General features: G+C 56.0%; 22 protein-coding genes. 12 read left to right on the top strand and 10 right to left on the bottom strand.

Features of this window, described 5'->3' with window-relative positions; translation table 11 throughout:
• Positions 1–292 precede the first annotated feature (292 nt).
• Positions 293–724: a hypothetical protein gene (locus tag A3L10_RS02195; RefSeq protein WP_232461003.1), complete on the bottom strand. Its 432-nt coding sequence runs from the start codon at positions 722–724 to the stop codon at positions 293–295.
• A 231-nt stretch (positions 725–955) separates the two neighbouring features.
• Here A3L10_RS02195 and A3L10_RS02200 point away from each other — a divergent pair, with 231 nt between their 5' ends.
• Positions 956–1,798 carry a DMT family transporter gene (locus tag A3L10_RS02200; RefSeq protein WP_088866195.1) on the top strand — a complete coding sequence of 281 codons (843 nt, stop codon included), beginning with the start codon at positions 956–958 and terminating at the stop codon, positions 1,796–1,798.
• Here A3L10_RS02200 and A3L10_RS02205 read toward each other — a convergent pair.
• Together A3L10_RS02205 and panB are read right to left on the bottom strand one after the other, a co-directional pair.
• Entirely contained in the window at positions 1,788–2,456 is a 669-nt protein-coding gene (locus tag A3L10_RS02205) for a glycosyltransferase family 2 protein (protein ID WP_088866196.1), read from the bottom strand. The two genes, A3L10_RS02200 and A3L10_RS02205, sit on opposite strands and share 11 nt — an antisense overlap.
• Complete coding sequence (gene panB, locus A3L10_RS02210) at positions 2,457–3,314, bottom strand: 3-methyl-2-oxobutanoate hydroxymethyltransferase (protein ID WP_088866197.1); 858 nt, start codon at positions 3,312–3,314, stop codon at positions 2,457–2,459.
• A 58-nt stretch (positions 3,315–3,372) separates the two neighbouring features.
• On the opposite strand from panB, the gene A3L10_RS02215 reads away from it, so the two are divergent.
• The 4 genes from A3L10_RS02215 to A3L10_RS02230 all read left to right on the top strand — a co-directional run bounded on the left by A3L10_RS02215 (position 3,373) and on the right by A3L10_RS02230 (position 6,683).
• A complete protein-coding gene (locus tag A3L10_RS02215) occupies positions 3,373–3,801 on the top strand; it encodes an archease (protein ID WP_088866198.1) in 429 nt (142 codons plus the stop codon).
• A gap of 9 nt (positions 3,802–3,810) precedes the next feature.
• On the top strand, positions 3,811–4,746 hold the full coding sequence (locus A3L10_RS02220; protein WP_088866199.1) for a tRNA (cytosine(49)-C(5))-methyltransferase: 936 nt from the start codon (positions 3,811–3,813) through the stop codon (positions 4,744–4,746).
• Positions 4,743–5,207, top strand: coding sequence for a methyltransferase RsmF C-terminal domain-like protein (locus A3L10_RS02225; protein WP_088866200.1), 465 nt, complete (start codon positions 4,743–4,745; stop codon positions 5,205–5,207). Before A3L10_RS02220 ends, A3L10_RS02225 begins: the two co-directional genes overlap by 4 nt.
• A 144-nt stretch (positions 5,208–5,351) precedes the next feature.
• A complete protein-coding gene (locus A3L10_RS02230; protein WP_449353732.1) occupies positions 5,352–6,683 on the top strand; it encodes an RtcB family protein in 1,332 nt (443 codons plus the stop codon).
• A gap of 48 nt (positions 6,684–6,731) precedes the next feature.
• On the opposite strand, the gene A3L10_RS02235 is transcribed toward A3L10_RS02230, so the two are convergent.
• Genes A3L10_RS02235 through A3L10_RS02245 form a run of 3 tightly spaced genes read right to left on the bottom strand, consistent with a single transcriptional unit; the run spans position 6,732 to position 10,710 of the window.
• A complete protein-coding gene (locus A3L10_RS02235; protein ID WP_232461004.1) occupies positions 6,732–7,685 on the bottom strand; it encodes an ABC transporter permease in 954 nt (317 codons plus the stop codon).
• Positions 7,655–9,784 (bottom strand): COG1470 family protein, encoded by a 2,130-nt coding sequence (locus A3L10_RS02240; protein ID WP_088866203.1) that lies wholly within the window; start codon positions 9,782–9,784, stop codon positions 7,655–7,657. The genes A3L10_RS02235 and A3L10_RS02240 overlap by 31 nt, the downstream gene beginning before the upstream one ends.
• Complete coding sequence (locus A3L10_RS02245; protein ID WP_088866204.1) at positions 9,781–10,710, bottom strand: ABC transporter ATP-binding protein; 930 nt, start codon at positions 10,708–10,710, stop codon at positions 9,781–9,783. The genes A3L10_RS02240 and A3L10_RS02245 overlap by 4 nt, the downstream gene beginning before the upstream one ends.
• A 97-nt stretch (positions 10,711–10,807) precedes the next feature.
• Here A3L10_RS02245 and moaC point away from each other — a divergent pair, with 97 nt between their 5' ends.
• Positions 10,808–11,287, top strand: a complete 480-nt coding sequence (gene moaC / locus A3L10_RS02250; protein ID WP_088866205.1) for a cyclic pyranopterin monophosphate synthase MoaC — start codon at positions 10,808–10,810, stop codon at positions 11,285–11,287.
• On the opposite strand, the gene A3L10_RS02255 is transcribed toward moaC, so the two are convergent.
• On the bottom strand, positions 11,272–11,784 hold the full coding sequence (locus tag A3L10_RS02255) for a hypothetical protein (RefSeq protein ID WP_088866206.1): 513 nt from the start codon (positions 11,782–11,784) through the stop codon (positions 11,272–11,274). The two genes, moaC and A3L10_RS02255, sit on opposite strands and share 16 nt — an antisense overlap.
• A 106-nt stretch (positions 11,785–11,890) precedes the next feature.
• Between A3L10_RS02255 and A3L10_RS02260 the strand changes: the two genes are divergently transcribed.
• Positions 11,891–13,621, top strand: coding sequence for a P-loop NTPase family protein (locus tag A3L10_RS02260; RefSeq protein ID WP_088866207.1), 1,731 nt, complete (start codon positions 11,891–11,893; stop codon positions 13,619–13,621).
• A gap of 15 nt (positions 13,622–13,636) precedes the next feature.
• Here A3L10_RS02260 and A3L10_RS02265 read toward each other — a convergent pair whose 3' ends face one another.
• Together A3L10_RS02265 and A3L10_RS02270 are read right to left on the bottom strand one after the other, a co-directional pair.
• Entirely contained in the window at positions 13,637–14,305 is a 669-nt protein-coding gene (locus A3L10_RS02265; RefSeq protein WP_088866208.1) for a Kae1-associated kinase Bud32, read from the bottom strand.
• Between the two features lie 4 nt (positions 14,306–14,309).
• Positions 14,310–14,621 (bottom strand): hypothetical protein, encoded by a 312-nt coding sequence (locus A3L10_RS02270; protein WP_088866209.1) that lies wholly within the window; start codon positions 14,619–14,621, stop codon positions 14,310–14,312.
• Between the two features lie 177 nt (positions 14,622–14,798).
• On the opposite strand from A3L10_RS02270, the gene thsB reads away from it, so the two are divergent.
• The 4 genes from thsB (at position 14,799) to A3L10_RS02290 (ending at position 19,669) form a co-directional block, all read left to right on the top strand.
• On the top strand, positions 14,799–16,451 hold the full coding sequence (thsB, locus tag A3L10_RS02275) for a thermosome subunit beta (RefSeq protein WP_088180421.1): 1,653 nt from the start codon (positions 14,799–14,801) through the stop codon (positions 16,449–16,451).
• Between the two features lie 101 nt (positions 16,452–16,552).
• Positions 16,553–17,431: a zinc metalloprotease HtpX gene (locus A3L10_RS02280; protein WP_088866210.1), complete on the top strand. Its 879-nt coding sequence runs from the start codon at positions 16,553–16,555 to the stop codon at positions 17,429–17,431.
• 80 nt (positions 17,432–17,511) lie between these two features.
• Positions 17,512–18,411 carry a M48 family metalloprotease gene (locus A3L10_RS02285; RefSeq protein ID WP_394335108.1) on the top strand — a complete coding sequence of 300 codons (900 nt, stop codon included), beginning with the start codon at positions 17,512–17,514 and terminating at the stop codon, positions 18,409–18,411.
• Positions 18,412–18,526: 115 nt separating this feature from the next.
• The gene (locus tag A3L10_RS02290) at positions 18,527–19,669 is read left to right on the top strand and encodes an amidohydrolase (RefSeq protein WP_088866212.1); all 1,143 of its coding nucleotides are present in this window, start codon (positions 18,527–18,529) and stop codon (positions 19,667–19,669) included.
• Between the two features lie 44 nt (positions 19,670–19,713).
• Here A3L10_RS02290 and A3L10_RS02295 read toward each other — a convergent pair whose 3' ends face one another.
• A complete protein-coding gene (locus A3L10_RS02295; RefSeq protein ID WP_088867527.1) occupies positions 19,714–20,520 on the bottom strand; it encodes an SDR family oxidoreductase in 807 nt (268 codons plus the stop codon).
• A 71-nt stretch (positions 20,521–20,591) separates the two neighbouring features.
• On the opposite strand from A3L10_RS02295, the gene A3L10_RS02300 reads away from it, so the two are divergent.
• Complete coding sequence (locus A3L10_RS02300; protein WP_088866213.1) at positions 20,592–21,602, top strand: deoxyhypusine synthase; 1,011 nt, start codon at positions 20,592–20,594, stop codon at positions 21,600–21,602.
• Positions 21,603–21,695: the final 93 nt, after the last annotated feature.

Consider the following 21,695-nt stretch of genomic DNA (forward strand, 5'->3'; position numbering starts at 1 on the left):
TTCTTTGAAAATCCCTTTTTGGGCAGAACAAGGATTCATTCAACGGGAGTGTTTAAGTGAGGGTTCAAGAGTCTTTAGCGCTCCTTTGGAGCGCGGTTCAAGTATCACGGACAAGTTTTAGAGCGCACGCTCTATCTTATAGCTGTTTAAAGGGAACTTTTGGTTAAGCTTGGCCGATCAGAGACTGCACTGCCATCCTCAACCTTGCCGGCAAAAGTTTAATCAAGAGGTGATGATTTTTGGGCGCTCCTTTGAGGAGGTTGCCTTGTTGAATGGTCTTTAATGAAGAATTTCACCACAGAACCAGCCCGCCCTTCACGCGGAGGGAGACTGAAACGGGGTCGCCGTTTGAGTCGGGGATTATCACTAGGTACATCGGACCGTTCTTGGGAAACCGCCAGATTTTGTCAACCTTGGTGGCGCCGTCGACCTTGAACAGACACAATGCTCCATCGCCGGACTTCAGGATTCTGAAGCCCACTTCGTCCGTGATGCATATAGTCACCGGTTCGTTGGACTTCACGGAGAACTGTATCACGCTCCATTCGTATCCATCCAGCTTGTATGCGTAGTATTCCCCAGTGGGTATCACGACGTTCTCTTGGAACTTGTACGAGACTCCCCCCAGGGTGGCGGCTAGGAGGATAGCTCCGACGATTAGAATCGTGAATCCGAACGCCTCTATCCTCTTCATCGTGAGGGGCCCCACAGTTATCGCCGCCACCCCGATCCCTCATTATAATCTTGTTATCGCTGTATTTAAACCTTGTGACTTTAAGTTTTAGTTTTATTCTTTTTTGTTACGTATGTCCCCACAATCTGGAGCCTGCCCACCATCTTGGACAAAATCCAAGATATGGAGGGGCATTACTCGGGCTTTCCTCGACCGTAGGAGTTTGTAGAAGTCTCCACAATTTTCCGAGGATTTTTTAAGATGAAGCGCTGAGAGGGAAGTATGAGGCAGGAAACCCTCGGCGCGCTCTTCGCAATCGTTGGAATGTTTATTTATGGCCTTGAGCCGGTTGTGATAAAGTCCAACCCATCCAATCCCATAAGCTTTGCCGCCTTTTCAGCACTCGTGGCATCGGCCTTTCTGTGGGTCAAACTCATCGTTTCCGGGGGACTGGAAGAAATCCGGGAGAATCCGAGGAATCTAAAGAGGGCCTTCCTCGTGGGTCTTTTCGGCACGGCCCTTGCCTACCTTGCGTATTCCTTCGGGGCGCGAATGAGCACGGCGATAAACGCAGCACTGATAACGCGGAGCGAGGTGCTCTTCTCGTTCTTCCTCTCGTGGCTCTTCCTCGGCGAGAGAATAACGCGGAGGCTGGTTGGCTACTCCGCCGCCATACTGGTCGGACTGATCGTCGTCATACTCCAGGGGCGCTCGATGGAGCTACACCTCGGCGATTTCCTTCTCCTCCTAGTTCCGCTCTTCTGGCAGCTGGGCCACGTGATAGCCAAGAGACTGCCGTACAGTCCGCCCACGATAGCGGCTCTGAGGAACACCTTCGGATTTCTGCTGCTCTTTCCACTCGCCATCGCCACCGGCCTGGAGTTCTCCCGCTTTGTTATCGCGGAGGGCCTGGTGATAGCCGTCGGTCAGCTGGTCTGGTACAGGTCGATAAAGCTCATCAACCTCTCCAAGGCTACTGCCATCATAACGCCAGCGCCGGCCGTTGCAATCGGACTGGGCGTCCTGCTGGGCGAGAGCTTTACGATTTACCATGCGGTTGGCTTTCTCCTCATAACCCTGGGAACCCTGGGCGCGGTGAGGGTGGAAAGCGAGCTCAGAACCTGAACAGCGCCCTGACGAAGCGAAAAACGTCCCTCGGGCCGAAACGTCCCTCCCGGGAGGGATCGTATATCATGCTCACGGGCACCTCCTTTATCCTCGCCCCCCTCTTGGCGGCCTTTATCAGCATCTCTGTTTCGACCTCGTAGCGGTCGCTCTCTATCTCCGGGAGGAACTCCCGGCTGAACGCCCGAAAGCCGCTCTGGGTATCGTAGACGTACTGCCGCAGCTTGAGGCGGATGAGGCGCGTCGTTATTATGTTGCTGAGCCTTCTGTGGAGCGGTCTCTTTCCGGCTTCTTCGACCTTCCTCGCTCCTATCACCAGATCCGCCTCGCCGGCGACTATAGGCTCCACGAGGTTCCTTATCTCCTCGGCCCTGTGCTGGCCGTCGGCGTCCATGAAGACCACGACGTCTCCACTGGAGTGCTTGATTCCCTCCCGCATCGCACAGCCCTTGCCACAGTTCTTCTCAAGTCGGATGGCATTTATCCTGCCGTCCTTCTCGGAAAACGCCTTGGCTACCTCGTACGTCCCGTCGCTTGAGCCATCGTCAACTACTATGACCTCATCAACAAAGTCTGGAATCCCCTCAAGAACCTTCGGGAGTCTCGTCTCCTCGTTGTAAGCGGGTATGATGACGGTGATCCTTCTGCCCTTCAGCATCTAGTCATCCTCTCCGAGCCTTTCGAGGGCTCTTTGGGCTTTTCTCCGGAAGTCGTCCTTATCGAGGAACTCCCAGTAGTGTTCCCTCGCCGGAAACTCGCCGCTCTTTACCTCCTCGCGGTAGTTCTCAAGGGCAAGTCTTATCATGCCGCCGATGTCGGCGTATTTCTTGACGAAGGGAGGTGTATTTTCGTAGATTCCCAGGAGGTCGTGCCAGACGAGAACCTGTCCGTCAACGTAGGGGCCGGCACCGATTCCGATGGTGGGGATCGAGACCTCTTCGGTTACGAGCTTCGCAACGTCCGCCAGCGTGAACTCTAGAACTATGGCGAAGGCACCGGCCTTCTCAAGTGCCCTAGCATCGCGGAGGATTTCCTCGATTTCATCATCCGTTTCGCCCATCAGCCGATAGCCGCCGAGGCGGAGATAGCGCTGTGGCGTAAGCCCCGTGTGCCCCATCACCGGAATTCCCATGCGAACCAGCTTCCTCACGAGCTTTCGGTGGTCGTAACCGCCCTCAATCTTCACCGCGTCCGCCCCGGCCTGTATGAGCCTAACCGCGTTTCTGACGCCATCCTCGGTGTCCACCTCATAGCTACCGAAGGGCATATCGGCCAGGACGAGCGCCCTCTTGACGGCCCTTGCGACCGCTTTGGTGTGGAACACCATCTGCTCCATCGTGACGTTCAGCGTGTTTTCCTCACCGTAGACAACCATTCCCAGGGAATCGCCGATGAAGATTATGTCCATCCCCGCCTTATCGGCTATGAGAGCCGAGGGGTAATCGTAAGCGGTTATCATGGCTATCTTTTCCTTCCCCTTCATCTCGATTATTTTCCGAGGCGTTATCTCCCTCATTTTCCCACCCGTAGGCTAATAAACCTCCGTCCCTATAAGCCTTCTGGGGGTGAAGGGCATGAGGAAGTGGGAGCACTACGAGCACACGGCTGATGTTGGAATCAGGGGGTACGGTGAGAGCCTTGAGGAAGCCTTCGAGGCCGTTGCGCTCGCCCTCTTTGATGTGATGGTTGACGTGAGGAAGGTGGAGAGCAAAGAATGCCGCGAGGTTAAGGTTGAGGGCGAAGATCTGATGGCGCTCCTCTACAACTTCCTTGAGGAGCTTCTCGTGCTCCACGACATGGAGGAACTGGTCTTTGGAGACGTTGACGTCGAGATAGAGAGAACCGGGGAAGGCTACCGGCTCAGGGCGAAGGCCTGCGGTGAGGTTCTCGACTACGAGAAGCACGAGCCAAAGGAAGAGGTGAAGGCGATAACCTATCACGAGATGAAGATAGAGCAATTGCCGGACGGGAGATGGATGGCGCAGCTGGTGCCGGACATCTGAGGTGGTTCCATGAGCGCGAGGGACAGGATTAAAGAAACCAACCCTGCCTTTTACAAGCGCTATTCGAGGCTCGAAGATACCGACGAGTTCTGGGAGTTCATAATCCGACCGCTCAGGCAGAGCATAAGGGTGAACACCCTCAAGGCGCCGCTCGAAGTGGTGGTTGAGAGGCTTAAGGAGGAGTTCGAGCTTGAACCGGTTCCCTGGGTTCGCGAGGGCTTCTTCATCAACGTTGACAACCTCGCGAAGGTCCCGGAGCACAGTCTTGGCTTAATCTTCGGCCAGGAAGCGAGCTCCATGATACCTCCGGTCGTCCTCGACCCGAAGCCCGGCGAGCTGGTTCTCGACATGGCGGCAGCCCCTGGCTCAAAAACCGGGCAAATGGCCCAGTACATGAAGAACGAAGGATGCATAGTGGCAAACGACCCGAAGCTCAGCAGGGCCAACGTCCTCATAGCGAACCTCAACAGGATGGGCGTCCTCATAGCGAGGGTGACAACGAAGGACGGGGCTTACTTCGGTCGTTTTGAGAATACCTTTGACAGAATCCTCCTCGACGCACCGTGCTCTTCCGTGGGGATGATAAGGAAGAGGTGGAAGTTTCTGGAGAGCTGGCGCCTGAGGGGCGTCATCAAATACATGAACATCCAGAAGAGATTAATCTTAGCCGCCTATCGGGCACTCAAGCCGGGCGGAACTCTGGTTTATTCGACCTGCACGATAGACCCCCTTGAAAACGAGGAGGTCGTGGACTATCTCCTCAGAAAGACCGACACGAGGCTGGGGAAGATAGACCTTCCCGTGAAGACCAGCGAGCCAGTCCTTGAGTGGGAGGGACGAACCTACTCTGAGGAGCTGAAGAAAGCCCTCCGCATACACCCCAACGACAACGACACCGAGGCCTTCTTCATCGCGAAGATGGTCAAGCCGGAGGGAGGGGCATGAGTGACAACCCGAGGGCTGAGATAGGGCAGACGAATGACACCGAACTCGTCAAAAGGCTTCTCATTGAGAACTACGGATATGCGCCGGAGCTGGTATACGAGATACGCGGGAGGTATCACAAGGTCTACGCCTGGAAGCCCTGCTCCTTCGAAATCAGAGGGCCCGACAGGAACGGGGTGTACTTCGGGAGAATAGAGAGCGACGGGATAAGGCTGAGTATCGAAGGCTCATTCCTCGTTGGACCGAAAGCCACGAAGAACGTCGTCGAGCTGGACGACGAGAGGGCGAGGCGGTATTTATCCGGCGAGAGCGTTGAGATCGACGATAAGGACCTTCACGGATGGGTGATAGTTAAATGGCGCTCATACTACCTCGGCTCGGCTAAGGCCAAGGAGGGTAGGCTCATAAACTACGTGCCGAAGGAGAGAAGGCTGAAGCTCGAAGACCCCGCGAAAGCTTAAAATAACGTTAGGGTAATCTAAAACGGAGGTGGGAGGATGGTGCCGCTGAAGAGGATAGATAAAATACGCTGGGAGATACCGAAGTACGACAAGAGAATGCGCGTTCCGGGCAGAGTTTACGCTGACGACCAGCTGATAGAGAAGATGAGGGGAGACAGAACCCTTGAGCAGGCCGCCAACGTTGCGATGCTCCCCGGCATCTACAAGTACTCCATCGTCATGCCCGACGGTCATCAGGGCTACGGCTTCCCGATCGGTGGTGTTGCAGCCTTCGACGTGAAGGAAGGCGTCATAAGCCCCGGAGGAGTGGGTTACGACATCAACTGCGGTGTCAGGCTTATAAGGACGAACCTCACCGAGAAGGAAGTGAGACCGAAGATAAAGGAGCTCGTTGACACTCTCTTCAGGAACGTGCCGAGCGGTCTGGGAAGCAAGGGAAGAGTAAGGCTCCACTGGACGCAGCTCGACGATGTTCTGGCGGACGGTGCCAAGTGGGCCGTCGATAACGGCTACGGCTGGAAGGAGGACCTCGAGCACCTTGAGGAAGGCGGAAGGATGGAAGGGGCGAATCCAGGAGCAGTTAGTCAGAAGGCGAAGCAGAGGGGAGCGCCGCAGCTCGGTTCCCTCGGCTCCGGAAACCACTTCCTCGAGGTTCAGGTCGTTGACAAAATCTTCGACGAAAAGATAGCTAAAGCGTATGGCCTCTTTGAGGGGCAGGTCGTTGTCATGGTTCACACCGGAAGCAGGGGTCTCGGCCACCAAGTGGCGAGCGACTACCTCAGGATAATGGAGAAGGCCAACAGGAAGTACGGTGTGCCTTGGCCCGATCGCGAGCTTGTCAGCGTTCCCTTCCAGACCGAGGAAGGGCAGAGGTACTTCAGCGCGATGAAGGCCGCCGCCAACTTTGCCTGGGCCAACAGGCAGATGATAACCCACTGGGTCAGGGAGTCCTTTGAAGAGGTCTTCAAGAGGAAAGCGGAAGACATGGAGATGAGCATCGTTTACGATGTGGCGCACAACATAGCCAAGGTTGAGGAGCACGAGGTCGACGGAAGGAAGGTCAAGGTCGTGGTTCACAGGAAGGGAGCGACGAGGGCATTCCCTGCCGGACACCCCGACGTGCCGAGGGCCTACCGTGACGTCGGTCAGCCGGTTCTGATTCCAGGCTCGATGGGAACGGCGAGCTACGTCCTTGCCGGTGCGGAGGGTTCCATGAGGGAGACCTTCGGTTCAACGTGCCACGGAGCCGGAAGGCTGATGAGCAGGCATGCCGCAACCAGGCAGTACCGCGGCGACAGGCTGAGGAGCGAGCTCCTCCAGAGGGGAATCTACGTCCGCGCGGCTTCGCTGAGGGTAGTTGCAGAGGAGGCCCCTGGAGCCTACAAGAGCGTCGACAACGTTGTGAACGTCGTCCATCAGGCAGGCATAGCGAACCTCGTGGCGAGAATGCGCCCGATGGGAGTTGCCAAGGGCTGATTTCGATTTTTCACTCCCCTTCTTTTCTAAAATAAGAAAGGCGGAGAGTCAGTTGATGTCGCTGGTCATGAACCGGACGTAGGCGAAGGCGAAGGGCAGGAAGAGCATGACCAGCAGCATCGCCAGGTTGTTGAAGCCGTAGGTGAAGGAGTCACCCAGGGGGAGGTAGTAGTTAAGGAATTTGTCGCCTCCGAAGATGTACTGAACGAGTTGGGCGTAGTGGTGTGCGGGATTCAGGAAGTGGAGCCTCGTCATCCATGCGTTCACGGTTTCCCGCCAGATCTCGTGGGCACTCGTTCCCCACGGCGGCTCGGGCCCCGCGAGCTTGGGCGCCACGATCTCCACCACGATGCCGTAGAAGACCGTGAGGAAAATCGCCAGACCGACTGCGGCGAGCATTGAGGTCTCCGGCTTTTTAAAGAGCGTTGAGAACAGCACTCCCAGCGAGAGGAAGACCAGAGTGTACAGCATCGTCGCCAGAATCGCTAGGAAACCCCTGAAGAGCGAGTCACTGTCCATCGGAATTCCCAGTATGAGCATCACGGCGACTATGGCAACGTAGACCACGATGTTGGTCAGAACTATCAGAACTCCCATCCCAAGGAACTTTCCGTTGATGACCTCGTCCCTGTAAACGGGGTGACCTAGGAGAACCTTGGCAGTTCCGGTTTCGATCTCTCGGTTTATGGCATCCGATCCGAGGGCGGCCCCGAGAACGGCGCCGATGATGGTGATTATCATCATGTTTATCATGAAGAGCATCGCCAGCGGCGTCATGTAGACCTCACCGCTGGTCCCCCACAGGCCGAACTCGTTTGATTCAACGTCCGGAACGCCCATCTGAATCAGGTAGTCCTTGATGCCGTAGACCGCGAGGCCAAAAATGAGGAGGTAGAGGCCCATGATGACAATGAACCTCTTGCTCTTCACAGAGGTGTAGAGTTCCTTGAGGGCTATGTTCCAGGCCGGGTTCATCTTCTGCCGACCCTCCTCATGAGCCATATCACGATGCCGAATACGACCACGAGCAAAACGATGCCGATGTAAGCGCTGCTCGAGCCCTGCGTAACCCTGACGGTTATCACGGTCTCTGCTTTGGCCTGGTCGCCCGTGGCGGTTATGGTTATGGTGTAAGTCCCTGCGGGGGCTGACTTGGGGACCTTGATCCTCAGCTCCACCCTCTTGGGTCCCCCGATGGTCGCTACGTTTCCCTGCCTGGTGAGTCCGAGGCGGGGTATGCTGCTGGGGACCGCCTCAACCTCCCATCCGCTGGGCGCCTGGGTGGTTATCTTGATGTTGGTGACCGTGGTTCCCATGCTGTCAACCCATATCGTGGTGGCAGTCGAACCTCCCGCCTTGACCGTAAGCGTTGGATAATCCACGTTAAGGGAGAGGGTCGCGGGGTTCTCGACTTTGATCGTGACGGGGTTCTCGACCTTGGTGCCCTTCCCGGTGATGACGAGTTTGGCGTTTATTTCCCCCGACACTACGTTGAACGGGGCTATGACTACGAGGTACGCGCTGGCACTCTCGCCGGGGTCGGCTTTTAGTGTTCCAATCGGGGTGGCGCCGTTGGGGTCTTGGCTGATCACGTAGCTCCATCCGGGCTCAAGGCCCTCGAGAGTGACCCGGTATTCATCCCCGTTGGAGCCAAGGTTGGTGACCGTTATCTCAGTGCTGGCACTCCCTCCCGCGGTCACGGTAAGAACGTCGTTTTGGAGCTTGGCCTCGAAGTAATAAGGGGCCCTTGTGAGGGTTATCCGGAGGGTCTTCTCCTCGCCGTCTCCCAGCTTCACAGTTTCCTCCTTTGGAACGGCTCCGGGGGCACCGGCGGTGATTCTGTACTCACCCGCTGAGAGCTCAACAGTCACGCTGCCCACAGCAGACGTCGTAACGTTCTTTCCGCCGATGCTTACCCATCCCTTCACGGGGTTCCCACTCTCGTCGGTCAGGATCACCGTCAGTTTCGCCGGCTGTCCGAGGTAGGTCTTGTATACGTGAACCGTCAGACTGTATTCCCTTCCGTTTACGATGAACCTCAGCCTGTGGTCACCAAGGGTCGCGTTCCTCGGTATCTCGATGAGCAGGGTGGCGCTGAAGGTTCCTGAAACGGTAAAGCTCCTGAGTCTGTACTGGCCGTCCGTCAGATACATCGTCCACCCTGCCGGGAGGTCCATCGGCTGGAACTCCACGGTACCGCTCCCTGTGAATGTTATCGGAATCGTGAGTTTCTGCCCCGCCTCCACGTCCAGGCTCAGATACGGAATCGAGACGTCAACGGCGGCGGTCTCTATCTGGACGCTTCCAGGGAAATCTCCAATGGAGAATCTGAGGGTTCCACTGCCTGCAGGCTCGATGTGCAGGCTGATGGTTACCGAGCCCTTCGGGGGAAGCGTTATCTCCTCGATCTCGACTCCCCCGTACAGGAAGCTCGCCCTCCATCCTTCCGGCATCGAGGTAACTTGGAGGCTCAGGCTGAGCTCCGAGTTTGAGGCGCTGGTTATCGTTATCGGTACGTCAACGGGCCCGGAGACCCTTATCTTCCCGTAGGGGTAGAACACCGAGTATTCCATGCTGACCGTTTCCGAGGCGGGTTCCGCGGCGTACACCTTTATCTCCTTCCCGTCGTACTCAAGGGCTATAAGGTCAACGATGGCGCTTCCGTTCACCTCCAATGTTCTCGCAACGCCGTTCACGGAGACATCGATGGTCTTGTTGCCCACCGCGGTAACGCGAACAACGTTTCCATCGAAAACCGCCTTGGCACCGACTTCAGGTTTTAGGGACGTAACGAACTCGGGCTTCACGGACACAACTATAAAGCCGCCCTGCGCGGTGTAGCTCCCGATGAGTATCTTGAGACCGTCGCGCTCTATCTCAGTTCCGAATGCGAAGGGCTTCAGCTCCAGTATTCTGCTTCCGTTTCTGAGCATCAGATAGTAGCTTCCATCGGCGGCCTGAACTACAGTTATCGTGTAGTTCCCAACGGCGACCGTCTGCCCAGTGGAAACTCTACCCTCAAACACCGTCACGTAAGGCTGAGCAGCGACGAGCGACGACAGAATAACCAGCGAGAGGAAAACCGCCAAAAGCTTCCTCATTCCCCATCCCTCCCGTAGATGGTCCGGAGGAAAACGTCCTCCAGGCTGGGTTCTTCTATATCAAGCCTCAGTATCGTGAGGCCTTTTTCGGAGAGGTATCTGGAGAGGTCTTCTCTTATGTCGGTTCTAGCGAATATTATCGCCCTGTTCGGCTGAATCACCTCAACCCTTGTTATCTCGGGATGCTCTATCTCCGGCAGCGGTTCCTTGGTCTCAACCTTTATCTCGTAGCCCTCAAGCTCCATAAACTGCCTCTTTATCTCCCCGAGGGTTCCAACGGCCTTCAGCTTCCCCTTCACGATTATGCCCACCCTGTCGCTGAGCTCCTCGACCTCGCTGAGCACGTGGGATGAAAAGAAGACGGTCCTGCCCTCGGCCTTTGCCTCCCTGATGAGCCTCTTGACGAGGTGAGCCCCCTCCGGGTCGAGGCCGCTCGTCGGCTCGTCGAGGATGAGCAGCTCGGGGTCGTTTATGAAGGTCTGGGCTATCAGGAGTCTCTGTTTCATTCCCTTGGAGAATGTCTTCGCCTTCCGGTAGCGAACCTCCCAAAGGCCGACCATCTTCAGGAGCTCGGTTATCCGCCTCTCCTTCTCAGCGTTCGACATCCTGTAAAAGTTGGCAAAGAACTCGAGGTTTTTCCATGCTGTCAGCTCGCCGTATATCGTGGCATTTTCCGGGAGGTATCCAAGCCGTTCCTTTATCCGAATCGGCTCCTTTGTCACGTCCATTCCGAGAAGCTCCACCCTTCCTTCGTCAGGTATGACCAGATTGAGCATGCTGAGGATGGTGGTGGTTTTACCCGCGCCGTTTGGACCCAGAAAACCGAAGATCTCCCCCTCGTTGACCTCCAGAGTGAGGGAATCAACCGCCCTCAGGGTCCCGTACGATTTGGTGAGGTTCTCGATGAGTATGGCGGGTGATGGCATGAGCTACCACCTCTAGCGATAGTAAGGGGGACATAACTTAAAAGGATTACGGGCAGGGTTTTAAAAGGGGAGCGACTTATATAGCCGGGGGAGAGTCATGAAGGAGTTCACTCACTTCGATGAAAGGGGCGTTAAGATGGTCGAGGTTGGGCACAAGAGGGAGGTTTTCAGAAGGGCCGTGGCGAAGGGCAGGATAAGGCTCAGGCCGGAAACGATAGAGTTGATAAAGTCCGGGAAGACGAAGAAGGGCAACGTTATAGCCACTGCTCAGATAGCGGGCATCCTGGCCGTCAAGAAGACGCCGGAGCTGGTTCCCCTCTGCCACCCGATACCACTCACGGGTGTTGACATCTCATTCGAGTTCGGCGAGGACTACATAGAGGCGACCTGCGAGGTTCGCGCCTATTACAAGACTGGTGTCGAAATGGAGGCCTTAACCGGCGTTACGGTTGCCCTGCTGACGATATGGGACATGGTCAAGGCCGTTGAGAAGGACGAGAAAGGTCAGTACCCCTTCACGAGGATCGAGGGCATTCACGTGGTTGAGAAGGTGAAGGAGGTCTACTCTTCACAGTAGCCGATCAGGGCGTATTCAACTAGTTTCGCTAAATCGTTCAGTATGAAACCAAAGAATACCAGAAAGAGGCTTCCGCCGGGATTGTCTCTGAAGGCCCTGTTTATTATCCCTAGAAACACGGCCCCCCATATCACAAGGGGAGGCAGCTCTGTAAGAAGCCTCTCCCTTAGGGAGGTTCTGGACACGATGAAGCGCTTTAGCCCGTTCTCGTCCCTCGCCATGAACCTCTTTGGGGTCGGCCATGAATCTTCTTTGATGGGTTCCGTGCTCCTGGCGAGGAACTTCCTGCCCTCCCCGAAGTCGATTATGTACACATACCCTCCGTAGCTTGAGGCGAGAAAAGACTCCACCGCGAGCTCCGCGTCGAGGTCACGAGTAAGTTCAAAAACGTAGATTCCCTTTCCTCTGAGTCCTTTCACCACCTCATTGGGCTCGAATTTTCTGAGTTCCAGAACCCTGATGCGATAGCTTGGCTTCAGAAGCCTCTCGACTATCATCCATCTCACCCGAGGCTATTGTTTAGATGTTACTTCACGGGCTTATAAGACTTGCCGTTTCTGGGCTTCAGGTAACTTTTTTAGCCCTTTGGACATTCCTTCAACGATGGCGCTCAAGCTGAACCCCGAGGCTAAAGCGATATACCGCTCAATCCGGGAGGAGATAAAGAGACGGTTAGTCCTTCCAGGGAGTTCGACATTTCTTGAGCGATTCGAGCCTGTCTCTGAAGAGAAGGAGATTCTCCGCAGGCAGGACTATTTCCGGGAAAACCTCCCCAAAATCCGGCCCGAGCTGAGGGAGCAGATAGCCAAAGTCAAGCCGATAAAGTTCCGCCGCGATTACCTCCACGACAGGATTCTCATAGTTGACGAAAGCGAGCTCGAAAGGGCCCAGGGCCTGGGGCTCTGCGAGGTTTCGACGGGTTTGGAAGACAGCGAGGGCTATCATTTAGTGCTCAGCACCGTCGGCTACGGGATTGACGTCGAGCTAACACCGTCCCAGATAGCCCCGGAACTCTACATCATGCCCCTCTGGGAGAACCGGGAAACGCTTGAGGCCTTGGCCAAGATCGGCGAGCTAACCGGCGAGGGCAGCGTCGCCTTGGAGATACTCCGTGAGTTGAACGAACTTGGGGAGGTTATGGAAAAGCGGAAGCTCCTCGACGGTCTTGAGGAGCTGGTTGCGGAGAAAGAGCGCGAGCTTAACGAGGAAATAGCTGAGAAGCTAGAGAAGTTCAGCCTGACGCTGAGCGGGAAAGAGTTGCTCGACTTCCTCGGGGAGCTCAAGGCCGGGAACTACGAGGCTATATTCAGGCACTTCGGCGAGGTCGAGGGGGAAATCCTTGATCTGATAAACGCGGCCGAGAACGAGCTGAGCGAAAAGCTTGGCATCACCGTTGAGCTCTTCTCCCGGGAGGAGCTGTACCCGGTGACAGTTCCCCCGGACAGGATAGAGATGCTCCGCGAGGAGCTCGAAAGGGAGCTCAAGGTCGAGCTGTACCTCAGGAGCAGGGAAGTGCTTGAGAGAATCATGCCCCTCCTCCCCGAGCTCAAGGAGGAACTTGGCCGCGTCCACGAGCTGGACTTCCTGCTGGCCGTGAGGGACTTCACCGAGGGCTTTTCCTTCCCGGAGCTCTGGAAGGGTGGAATAGCGTTCGTCAACGGGCGGCATCTCTTCATTGAAAACCCCCAGCCGGTCAGCTATGCAGTCGGGAAAAGGCCCGATGGGTTCCCAGTCCCGGGAGCCGAAGATATACACGGCGAGAGGGTGGTCATCCTCACCGGTGCCAACAGCGGTGGAAAGACCAGCCTCTTGGAGCTGATGACGCAGATAACCGTTCTCGCCCACATGGGATTCCCGGTTCCGGCGGAGAGGGCCTGGGTCGAGCCTCTCGATGAGCTGTTCTTCTTCAGGCGGAAGAGGAGCGCCTACGGTGCCGGTGCCTTTGAGACGGCCCTGCGCTCCTTTGTTAGAGCCCTTCGCGGAGAGGGCAGAAAGCTCATCCTCATAGACGAGTTCGAGGCCATAACCGAGCCCGGCGCGGCTGTCAAGATAATCGGCGAACTTTTGAAGATAGCCCACGAGAAGGGCTTCTACGTTGTCATAGTGTCGCACCTGGGGGAAGACCTCATGAAGGAGCTTCCCTTCGCCAGGGTCGACGGAATAGAGGCCAAAGGCCTGGATGAGAAGCTCAACCTCATCGTCGACCGGCAGCCCATCTTTGGAAAGCTCGGAAGGAGCACGCCGGAGCTCATCGTTGAAAGCCTTGCTAGAAAGAAACGTGGGAAGGAGCGGGAAATTTTCGAGAGGGTTCTAAGGGCATTCAGGCAGGATTAGTTCTGCACTTTGTCCCTACCCGACCCAGCTCCGCTCCCTGTACCTCCCCCTGCTCTCGATTTCTTCTATCTTCGCCCTGATCTCCTCTGCCTTCTCCCCGCCCCTGACCTCGGCGTAGCCCTTAAGAACCTCCTCAAACCCTCTCTCGAACCAGGTATAGTGGGTGCTCTCCATGGCGCGCTTGAGGAGGTGCAGGTCAACGCCCCTCGCCTCCAATGTGGGGTCAAAGTCAGCTAAACCAAAGTCTATCAGGTAAACCCTTCCGTCCCTGAGTATCATGTTGCTGGTGGTTAGGTCGCCGTGCACTATGCCCACCTCATGGAGCCTTCCAATCTGTCTCCCAATCTCGCGGCAGAGGGGAAGCCTTTCCTCCATCGGCAGCCTCTCCAGAAGCTCCTTCAGGCGCTCACCGTCTATGAACTCCATGGCTATCTTCATCTCCCTCATATCAACCTCGTAGACGTAGGGGCAGTTCACACCGAATTCCTTCGCCCTGTGGAGAACCCTCGCCTCTCTAACCGTCCTCTCCTTTCTCAGCCGTTCGTCTATCTCCTTTATCCGGTAGCGCTTTGGAATTCTGTGTTTGATGATTATTCTCTCGCCTGGAAGGAGCTCCGCACCAAAGTACTCTCCGAACTCCGCCAGGTATATCTTGGCCTCCGCGCCCTGCTTTATCAGCTTCATGAAATCACCCCTGGTTAAGTGCGAACTCCTCAATCAGCCTTGAGTAGTCCCGAACGGTGACCCTTATTTCAACGACGTTCTCCATTTTGATGACCAGAATCCCCGTATCATCTCGTACAACTAAAACGGCCTTATCAACGTTTCCATCGTCGAGAATTCTGCGGGCGTAGTGGAGCTTTTCGGCATTAGAGTCTAGCATATCATCTAGAATTGATGCGGCGTTGTCAACGTCCACACTCACGACGCCGTAGTTCTCTATGACGTCAAGAATGCTCAGGGCTTTCTCTGGGGCCAGCTGGTATATCATGGGTTCCATCGCTCCCACCAGCGGTGCCTTGGTCCTCAAGGTTTTAGCCCTTTCCCCCAGTTTCGACATTGGTTTCTGTCATTTATTCAAGTATATCGGTATTTTTTGAAATTTTTGACCCAAAAATTTATATGCAACGCTGACGAAGCGTTTCTGCAAAAAGGAATCTGATAGGAGGAATGTCAAATGGCACAGCTTAGCGGACAGCCGGTTGTTATTCTGCCTGAGGGGACCCAGAGGTACGTTGGAAGGGATGCCCAGAGGCTTAACATTCTGGCTGCTAGGATTATTGCTGAAACCGTTAGGACCACCCTCGGTCCAAAGGGTATGGATAAAATGCTCGTCGACAGCCTTGGTGACGTCGTTGTCACCAACGATGGAGCCACGATTCTCGACAGGATAGACCTCCAGCACCCCGCTGCCAAGATGATGGTTGAGGTTGCTAAGACTCAGGACAAGGAGGCTGGCGATGGAACCACTACCGCCGTCGTCATCGCTGGCGAACTCCTGAGGAAGGCCGAGGAGCTTCTCGACCAGAACATCCACCCGAGCATCATCGTCAAGGGCTACACCATGGCCGCTGAGAAGGCCCAGGAGATACTTCAGGAGATCGCCATCGAGGTTACCCCGGATGACGAGGAGACCCTCATGAAGATAGCCATGACCTCAATCACCGGCAAGAACGCCGAGAGCCACAAGGAGCTCTTTGCGAAGCTCGCCGTTGACGCTGTTAGGCAGGTCGCCGAGAAGAAGGATGGAAAGTACGTCGTGGACATCGACAACATCAAGATAGAGAAGAAGGCCGGTGAGAGCGTCGAGGAGAGCGAGCTCATCCGCGGAGTTGTTATCGACAAGGAGCGCGTCCACCCGAGGATGCCGACCAGGATTGAGGGCGCCAAGATCGCGCTCATCAACGAGGCCCTCGAGGTCAAGAAGACCGAGACCGATGCCAAGATAAACATCACCAGCCCGGACCAGCTCTTCCAGTTCATCGAGCAGGAGGAGAAGATGCTCAAGGAGATGGTCGACCAGATCGCCGCCACCGGTGCGAACGTTCTCTTCGTCCAGAAGGGTATTGATGACCTTGCCCAGCACTATCTGGCCAAGTACGGCATCCTCGCTGTGAGGAGAGTTAAGAAGAGCGACATGGAGAAGCTCGCCAAGGCCACTGGAGCTAAGGTCGTTACCAACGTTAAGGACCTCACCCCGGAGGACCTCGGCCACGCCGACCTCGTTGAGGAGCGCAAGATCGCCGGCGAGAGCATGATCTTCGTTGAGGGCTGCAAGAACCCGAAGGCGGTCACCATCCTCATCCGCGGTGGCACCGAGCACGTCATCGACGAGGTTGAGAGGGCCCTTGAGGACGCCATCAAGGTCGTCAAGGACGTCATGGAGGACGGCTACGTTCTTCCGGCCGGAGGTGCCGGCGAGATAGAGCTCAGCATCAAGCTCGACGAGTACGCCAAGCAGGTCGGCGGCAAGGAGGCTCTGGCCATCGAGAACTTCGCCGACGCTCTCAAGATAATCCCGAAGACCCTCGCTGAGAACGCCGGTCTCGACACCGTCGAGATGCTCGTCAAGGTCATCAGCGAGCACAAGAACAAGGGCAGGGCCATAGGCATCGACGTCTTCGAGGGCGAGCCGGCCGACATGCTCGCCAAGGGTATCATCGAGCCGCTCCGCGTCAAGAAGCAGGCCATCAAGAGCGCCAGCGAGGCCGCCATAATGATCCTCAGGATCGACGACGTCATCGCCGCCAAGATAAGTAAGCCCGAGGGCGGCCAGGGCGGCGGAATGCCTGGTATGGGCGGAATGGGCGGCATGGACATGGGCATGTGATGCCCTCTATTCTCTTTCCTTATACTCAACCTTGTACCAAAAGGTTTTATTTGTAGATTCGCCTCTCCTTATGGGAGTGAGAGTTCGCTGGAGGTGAGATCATGGGGCTTGGTCTGTGGCTCAGAACGGGTCTGCTGATGGCCGTACTGACCGGGTTACTGATGGCCATCGGCTACGTCTTTGGAGGCCCCAGCGTGGCTTTCCTGATGTTCCTGTTCTCGATGGTCTTCAACTTCATAACCTACTGGTACAGCGATAGAATCGTCCTGAGTTGGTACCGCGCGAGGATAGTTGACGAGTTCGAGGCCCCTGAGCTCTACGCGATAGTCAGAAAGCTCGCCGAGAACGCAGGCCTGCCGATGCCGAGGGTGGCCATAATTCCCAGCGAGACGCCAAACGCGTTCGCCACGGGGAGAGACCCGAAGCACGCGGTCGTTGCAGTCACAACCGGCCTGCTCAGAATCCTCGACAGGGACGAGCTCGAGGGAGTGATAGGCCATGAGCTTACTCATATAAAAAATAGAGACATGCTCATCGGAACCTTCGCGGCGGCCTTGGCCGGTGCCATCGTCCAGCTCGCCTACTGGGCCCGGTGGATAGCCATCTTCGGCGGTTTCGGAAGGGATGAAGACGATGCCGGCAACGTGCTTGCGGCCATACTGATAGCGGTTCTGGCTCCAATAGCGGCGATGCTCATCCAGGCCGCCGTGAGCCGCTCGAGGGAGTTTTTAGCGGATGAAGGCGGGGCAAAGATAAGCGGCAAACCTTGGGCGCTCGCGAGTGCGCTGATGAAGATAGAGCGCGCCGTCAGCTACCGCCCGATGAGGGAAGGAAACCCAGCAACGGCTCACATGTTCATAGTGAACCCGTTCAAGGGAACCAGCCTGGCGAGTCTGTTCTCAACTCACCCGCCCACCGAGGCGAGGATTGAGAGGCTTAGGAAGATAGCGGAAGAAATGGGCTACGCCCCCACCTTCTGACTTCCCATTTCTGCCCACTTTTGGAGTGAACGAAAGGTTTGTAAAGGCGGTTTGAAAGGTAAACCAAAGAGGTGATGGATGTGAAACTCTGGTTGTTCCTCAGGACAACGTTCATGATAGCCCTTCTAACCGGTCTTCTGATGGCCATGGGCTACCTTCTCGGCGGCGCTAGATGGATGACCTACATGTTCTGGTTCGCCGTTGGCATGAGCTTCCTCTCCCTCTGGTACAGCGACCAGCTCGTTCTCAAGATGATGAAAGCCAAGATAGTGAGCAGGGAGGAGGCACCCGAGCTCTACGAGATAGTGGAAAAGCTCAGCAAAAGGGCCGGCCTTCCGATGCCTAGGATAGCGATAATCGACGACCCAACGCCGAACGCATTCGCCACGGGCAGAAACGCGAAGCACGCCCTCGTCACGGTCACGACCAGGATACTGGAGCTCCTCGATAGGGACGAGCTTGAGGGCGTTCTCGGCCACGAGCTGACCCACGTGAAGAACCACGACATCCTCGTGGGGACGATAGCGGGTGCCCTGGCCGGAGCTGTGGTTTACATAGCGTACATAACCAAGTACCTGGCCTTCTTCAAGGTCATCTTCGGGGGCCTCAGCCTCGACCGCTTCATCTACGCCCTCCTCATCGCCATAACCGCCCCGATAGCGGCCATAATAATCCGCTCGGCTATAAGCAGACGGAGGGAGTTTGCGGCCGACGAGGGCGGGGCAAGACTCAGCGGGAAGCCTTGGGCCCTCGCGAGCGCTCTCCTCAAACTCGACGAGGCGGTTAAGAAACTTAAGGAGGAGGCTGCGGCCAAGAAGAAAAAGCCCCTCGGCAACCCTGGGCTGGCCCATCTCTTCATAGTGAATCACTTCGAGGGCGACAGGGTTTCCCAGCTCCTCGCAACCCATCCACCGACCAGGGAGCGCATAGCTCACCTCCGCGAGATAGCGAAGGACATGGGTGTCGAGTTCCCCTACTGAGCCTTTTCCGTTCTTACACCTTTTCCGACTGTATAATTATCGAATTGTGTAATTCTTCAATTCGGGAATCGACAAGCATTTAAACGTTAGTGCACATTTCTTAACGGTGATGAACGTGAAAGCTGTCAAGGCTAATCTTCTCTACGACGGTCTGGGCAACGTTTTGAGGGACGTCTACGTCGTTTTTGATAGAAACATCGTGGGCGTAACGAAGGAGAAGCCAAAGGAAGCCGAGGTGATAGCGGAGGGCGTTGTGACCCCTGCCTTCATAGATGGCCACAGTCATATAGGAATGGATCGCTACGGCGAGCCCTATCAGGAGGGAGAGGCCAACGAGCAGATGGACGCGGTTCTTCCCCTGGTGGATGCCCTCTACTCCATCTACATGGACGACAAGGCCTTCCAACACTCCATTGAGTTCGGTGTGCTGTATTCATCGGTTCTGCCGGGGAGTGGAAACATCATCGGCGGAAAGGCCGTCTTCATCAAGAACTATGGACGCGACATAGAGGATACCTTCATCCAGTACGCCGGCGTTAAAGCGGCCTTCGGCTACAACCCGCGCTCGACAAAGGAGTGGAAAGGGACGAGGCCTAGCACGAGGATGGGTGCGATAGGGATTCTCCTCAACTGGCTGATAAAAACCAAAAACACCATAGCGCTCCTTGAGAAGGGCAAGAAGGAGCCGGAGGAGGTCGAGCCTACCGTTGAGGCCCTGATTCCTGTCCTGAAGGGAGAAGTTCCGCTCCGCGTCCACGTCCACAAGGAAGATGACATCGCGGCGCTCCTCATGATAAAGCGGAAGTTCGGGCTCAAGATAACCATCGAGCACGCCGGCGACGTCCACAGCAGGGAGACCTTTGAGAAGATTAAGGCAGAGGGCGTTCCTGTAATCTACGGCCCCTTCGACTCCCATCCCTATAAGGTCGAGCTGAAGCACGAGGACTGGAAGAACGCGAAGTATTTACTTGAGGTCAAGCCCCTCTTCGGACTCATGAGCGACCACCCAGTTACGCTCCAGGCCAACCTTTACCTCCAGCTCAGGCACTTCATAAGGCTCGGCATGAGCAAGGCGGAGGCGATAAAGGTTATCACTCACAACAACGCGAAAATACTCGGCGTTGACGACAGACTCGGAAGCATAGAGAAGGGCAAGTGGGCCTCGCTGGTGGTCTGGAACGGCGATCCGTTCCACATGGAGAACTACCCGACGCACGTCTTTGCGGAGGGAGAGCTGATTCACGAGGCGGACTGGTGATTTGAAGGTTTTCCAGTTTTTGTTTTTACTGGTTTATTGTTCTTTCAGAGGTCAACACTCCTCGTCATCGCGCCGTCTATGACCACCGTCGAGCCGAGCATGTACTCTGCCTCCTCGCTCAGGAGAAAGGCCACCAGCGAACCTAACTCGTCCCATCTGCCGGTTCTGTGGAGGGGCGTTCTTCCAAGCACTTCCCGCTCCCAGGTCTCATCAAAGGGCTCTCCCCTCGACTCGGCGACTGCCCTAAGGTTCTCCCTCGCGCCGGGTGTATCGAAGCTTCCGAGCAGAACGCTGTGGGCCCTTATTCCGTGCTTTCCGTAGGTTCTCGAAACGCTCTTCGCCAGCTGAACCAGGCCGGCCCTCGTAACGTCCGCCAGAACCAGCGGCGGCATTGGCTCCTTTATCGAGACGGAGTTGAGGTAAACGAGGATGCCTTTCTTCCCGTTCTCAATCCATTTCCTGATGAGAAGTATCGTTAGATAACCTGGAGCGATCGAGTGAAGCTTCGCCGCCTCCAGCCAGTCCGCATAGTCAGCTTCATGGACTAAACATGGCTCGCAGGAGACGTTGGGGGCATTCCAGACGAGGGCGTCAACACCGTCTAGGGCATCCCAGGCCTTTGATACCAGATTTTCCAGATCTTCCTTTTCCCCGACGTCCGCAATCACGCCGTAGACCTCTCCGTATTCCGAGAGCTTCTCCAGAGCTTTTTTCAGGTTCTCCTCATTCCGTGAGCTTACCACGACGCGTGCGTTCCTCTTCAACAGTTCCCTTGCAACGTTGAAGCCTATACCGCGCGATGAGGCCGTGACGATGACCCCAAGGCCGTCCAGATTTATCTCCACCGGCATGGAGAAAAGTTGGGGAAGGGGAATAAAACGCTTTCCCAAAACTTTATACGTCCACCTTCGAACCCGAAACCATGACCGAGCCGAAGGATATAGTCCTCAAGGAGAGCGAAGAGGTTGAGGGGCTGCCTATAGAAGGGCCCTGGCCCGACGATGTTTCCAGTCTTGAGGAGGTTCTGGACTATTACGAGCGCATAGGCTTTCAAGCGACACACCTCGGAAAGGCAATAGGGATATGGAAGAAGGTGGAGGAAAAGCGTGCGAATGGTGACGAGGTCAGGGTTTTCCTCGGCTACACCTCCAACATAATTTCCTCCGGTCTGCGCGAGCTGGTTGCGTGGCTCGTGAAGGAGGGCAAGGTTGACGTCATAGTGACGACCGCCGGTGGAATCGAGGAGGACTTCATAAAGGCCCTGAAGCCCTTCATCCTCGGCGACTGGCAGGTGAACGACGCTTTAATGCGCGAGAAGGGCATAAACAGGATTGGCAACATCTTCGTGCCCAACGACCGCTACATTGAGTTCGAGAAGTACATGATTCCCTTCTTCGAGCAGGTTCTTGAGATGGAGCGCGAGAGGGGCAAACCGCTGACGGCGAGCGAGTTCATATACGAGATGGGCCGCTTCATGGACGAGAAGCTCGGGAAGGAGAAGGAGAAGAGCGTGATTTACTGGGCCTACAAGCGGAACGTCCCGATTTTCTGCCCGGCCATCACCGACGGCTCGATAGGTGACATGCTCTACTTCTTCAAGGAGGAGCGCGGAGATAGAGATCTGGTAATAGACATCGCCAACGACATCGTGAGGCTCAACAATCTAGCTGTTACCGCCAAGGAGACCGCCTCGATAATTCTCGGCGGCTCCCTTCCGAAGCACGCGATAATAAACGCCAACCTCTTCAGAGGAGGAACGGATTACGCGATATACATCACCACTGCCATCCCCTGGGACGGCTCGCTCAGCGGTGCACCTCCGAGTGAAGGCGTAAGCTGGGGCAAGATACGAGCGAAGGCTGATTACGTCGAGATATGGGCCGACGCGACGCTGGTCTTCCCCCTGCTGGTGTGGAAGGTGATGAGGGGCTGACGCTCTTTTCTTTCCAATCTCCCTGACCTTCCTTCTTGTCGGTACTGTGGTTCCCGGGGCACTGCAAAATGCTTTTATTTGTGCATGCAGTAT

The organism is Thermococcus radiotolerans, assembly GCF_002214565.1.
Taxonomy (GTDB): domain Archaea; phylum Methanobacteriota_B; class Thermococci; order Thermococcales; family Thermococcaceae; genus Thermococcus; species Thermococcus radiotolerans.

Excerpts from the sequence above, each read along its gene's own strand:
- A3L10_RS02235 (WP_232461004.1), bottom strand. The coding sequence starts at position 7,685 with ATGGCTCATGAGGAGGGTCGGCAGAAGATGAACCCGGCCTGGAACATA.
- A3L10_RS02220 (WP_088866199.1), top strand. The coding sequence starts at position 3,811 with ATGAGCGCGAGGGACAGGATTAAAGAAACCAACCCTGCCTTTTACAAG.
- moaC (WP_088866205.1), top strand. The coding sequence starts at position 10,808 with ATGAAGGAGTTCACTCACTTCGATGAAAGGGGCGTTAAGATGGTCGAG.
- A3L10_RS02205 (WP_088866196.1), bottom strand. The coding sequence starts at position 2,456 with ATGCTGAAGGGCAGAAGGATCACCGTCATCATACCCGCTTACAACGAG.
- A3L10_RS02240 (WP_088866203.1), bottom strand. The coding sequence starts at position 9,784 with ATGAGGAAGCTTTTGGCGGTTTTCCTCTCGCTGGTTATTCTGTCGTCG.
- A3L10_RS02270 (WP_088866209.1), bottom strand. The coding sequence starts at position 14,621 with ATGGAACCCATGATATACCAGCTGGCCCCAGAGAAAGCCCTGAGCATT.
- thsB (WP_088180421.1), top strand. The coding sequence starts at position 14,799 with ATGGCACAGCTTAGCGGACAGCCGGTTGTTATTCTGCCTGAGGGGACC.
- A3L10_RS02260 (WP_088866207.1), top strand. The coding sequence starts at position 11,891 with ATGGCGCTCAAGCTGAACCCCGAGGCTAAAGCGATATACCGCTCAATC.
- A3L10_RS02200 (WP_088866195.1), top strand. The coding sequence starts at position 956 with ATGAGGCAGGAAACCCTCGGCGCGCTCTTCGCAATCGTTGGAATGTTT.
- A3L10_RS02295 (WP_088867527.1), bottom strand. The coding sequence starts at position 20,520 with ATGCCGGTGGAGATAAATCTGGACGGCCTTGGGGTCATCGTCACGGCC.
- panB (WP_088866197.1), bottom strand. The coding sequence starts at position 3,314 with ATGAGGGAGATAACGCCTCGGAAAATAATCGAGATGAAGGGGAAGGAA.
- A3L10_RS02280 (WP_088866210.1), top strand. The coding sequence starts at position 16,553 with ATGGGGCTTGGTCTGTGGCTCAGAACGGGTCTGCTGATGGCCGTACTG.
- A3L10_RS02255 (WP_088866206.1), bottom strand. The coding sequence starts at position 11,784 with ATGATAGTCGAGAGGCTTCTGAAGCCAAGCTATCGCATCAGGGTTCTG.
- A3L10_RS02225 (WP_088866200.1), top strand. The coding sequence starts at position 4,743 with ATGAGTGACAACCCGAGGGCTGAGATAGGGCAGACGAATGACACCGAA.
- A3L10_RS02245 (WP_088866204.1), bottom strand. The coding sequence starts at position 10,710 with ATGCCATCACCCGCCATACTCATCGAGAACCTCACCAAATCGTACGGG.
- A3L10_RS02230 (WP_449353732.1), top strand. The coding sequence starts at position 5,352 with ATGAGGGGAGACAGAACCCTTGAGCAGGCCGCCAACGTTGCGATGCTC.
- A3L10_RS02265 (WP_088866208.1), bottom strand. The coding sequence starts at position 14,305 with ATGAAGCTGATAAAGCAGGGCGCGGAGGCCAAGATATACCTGGCGGAG.
- A3L10_RS02300 (WP_088866213.1), top strand. The coding sequence starts at position 20,592 with ATGACCGAGCCGAAGGATATAGTCCTCAAGGAGAGCGAAGAGGTTGAG.
- A3L10_RS02215 (WP_088866198.1), top strand. The coding sequence starts at position 3,373 with ATGAGGAAGTGGGAGCACTACGAGCACACGGCTGATGTTGGAATCAGG.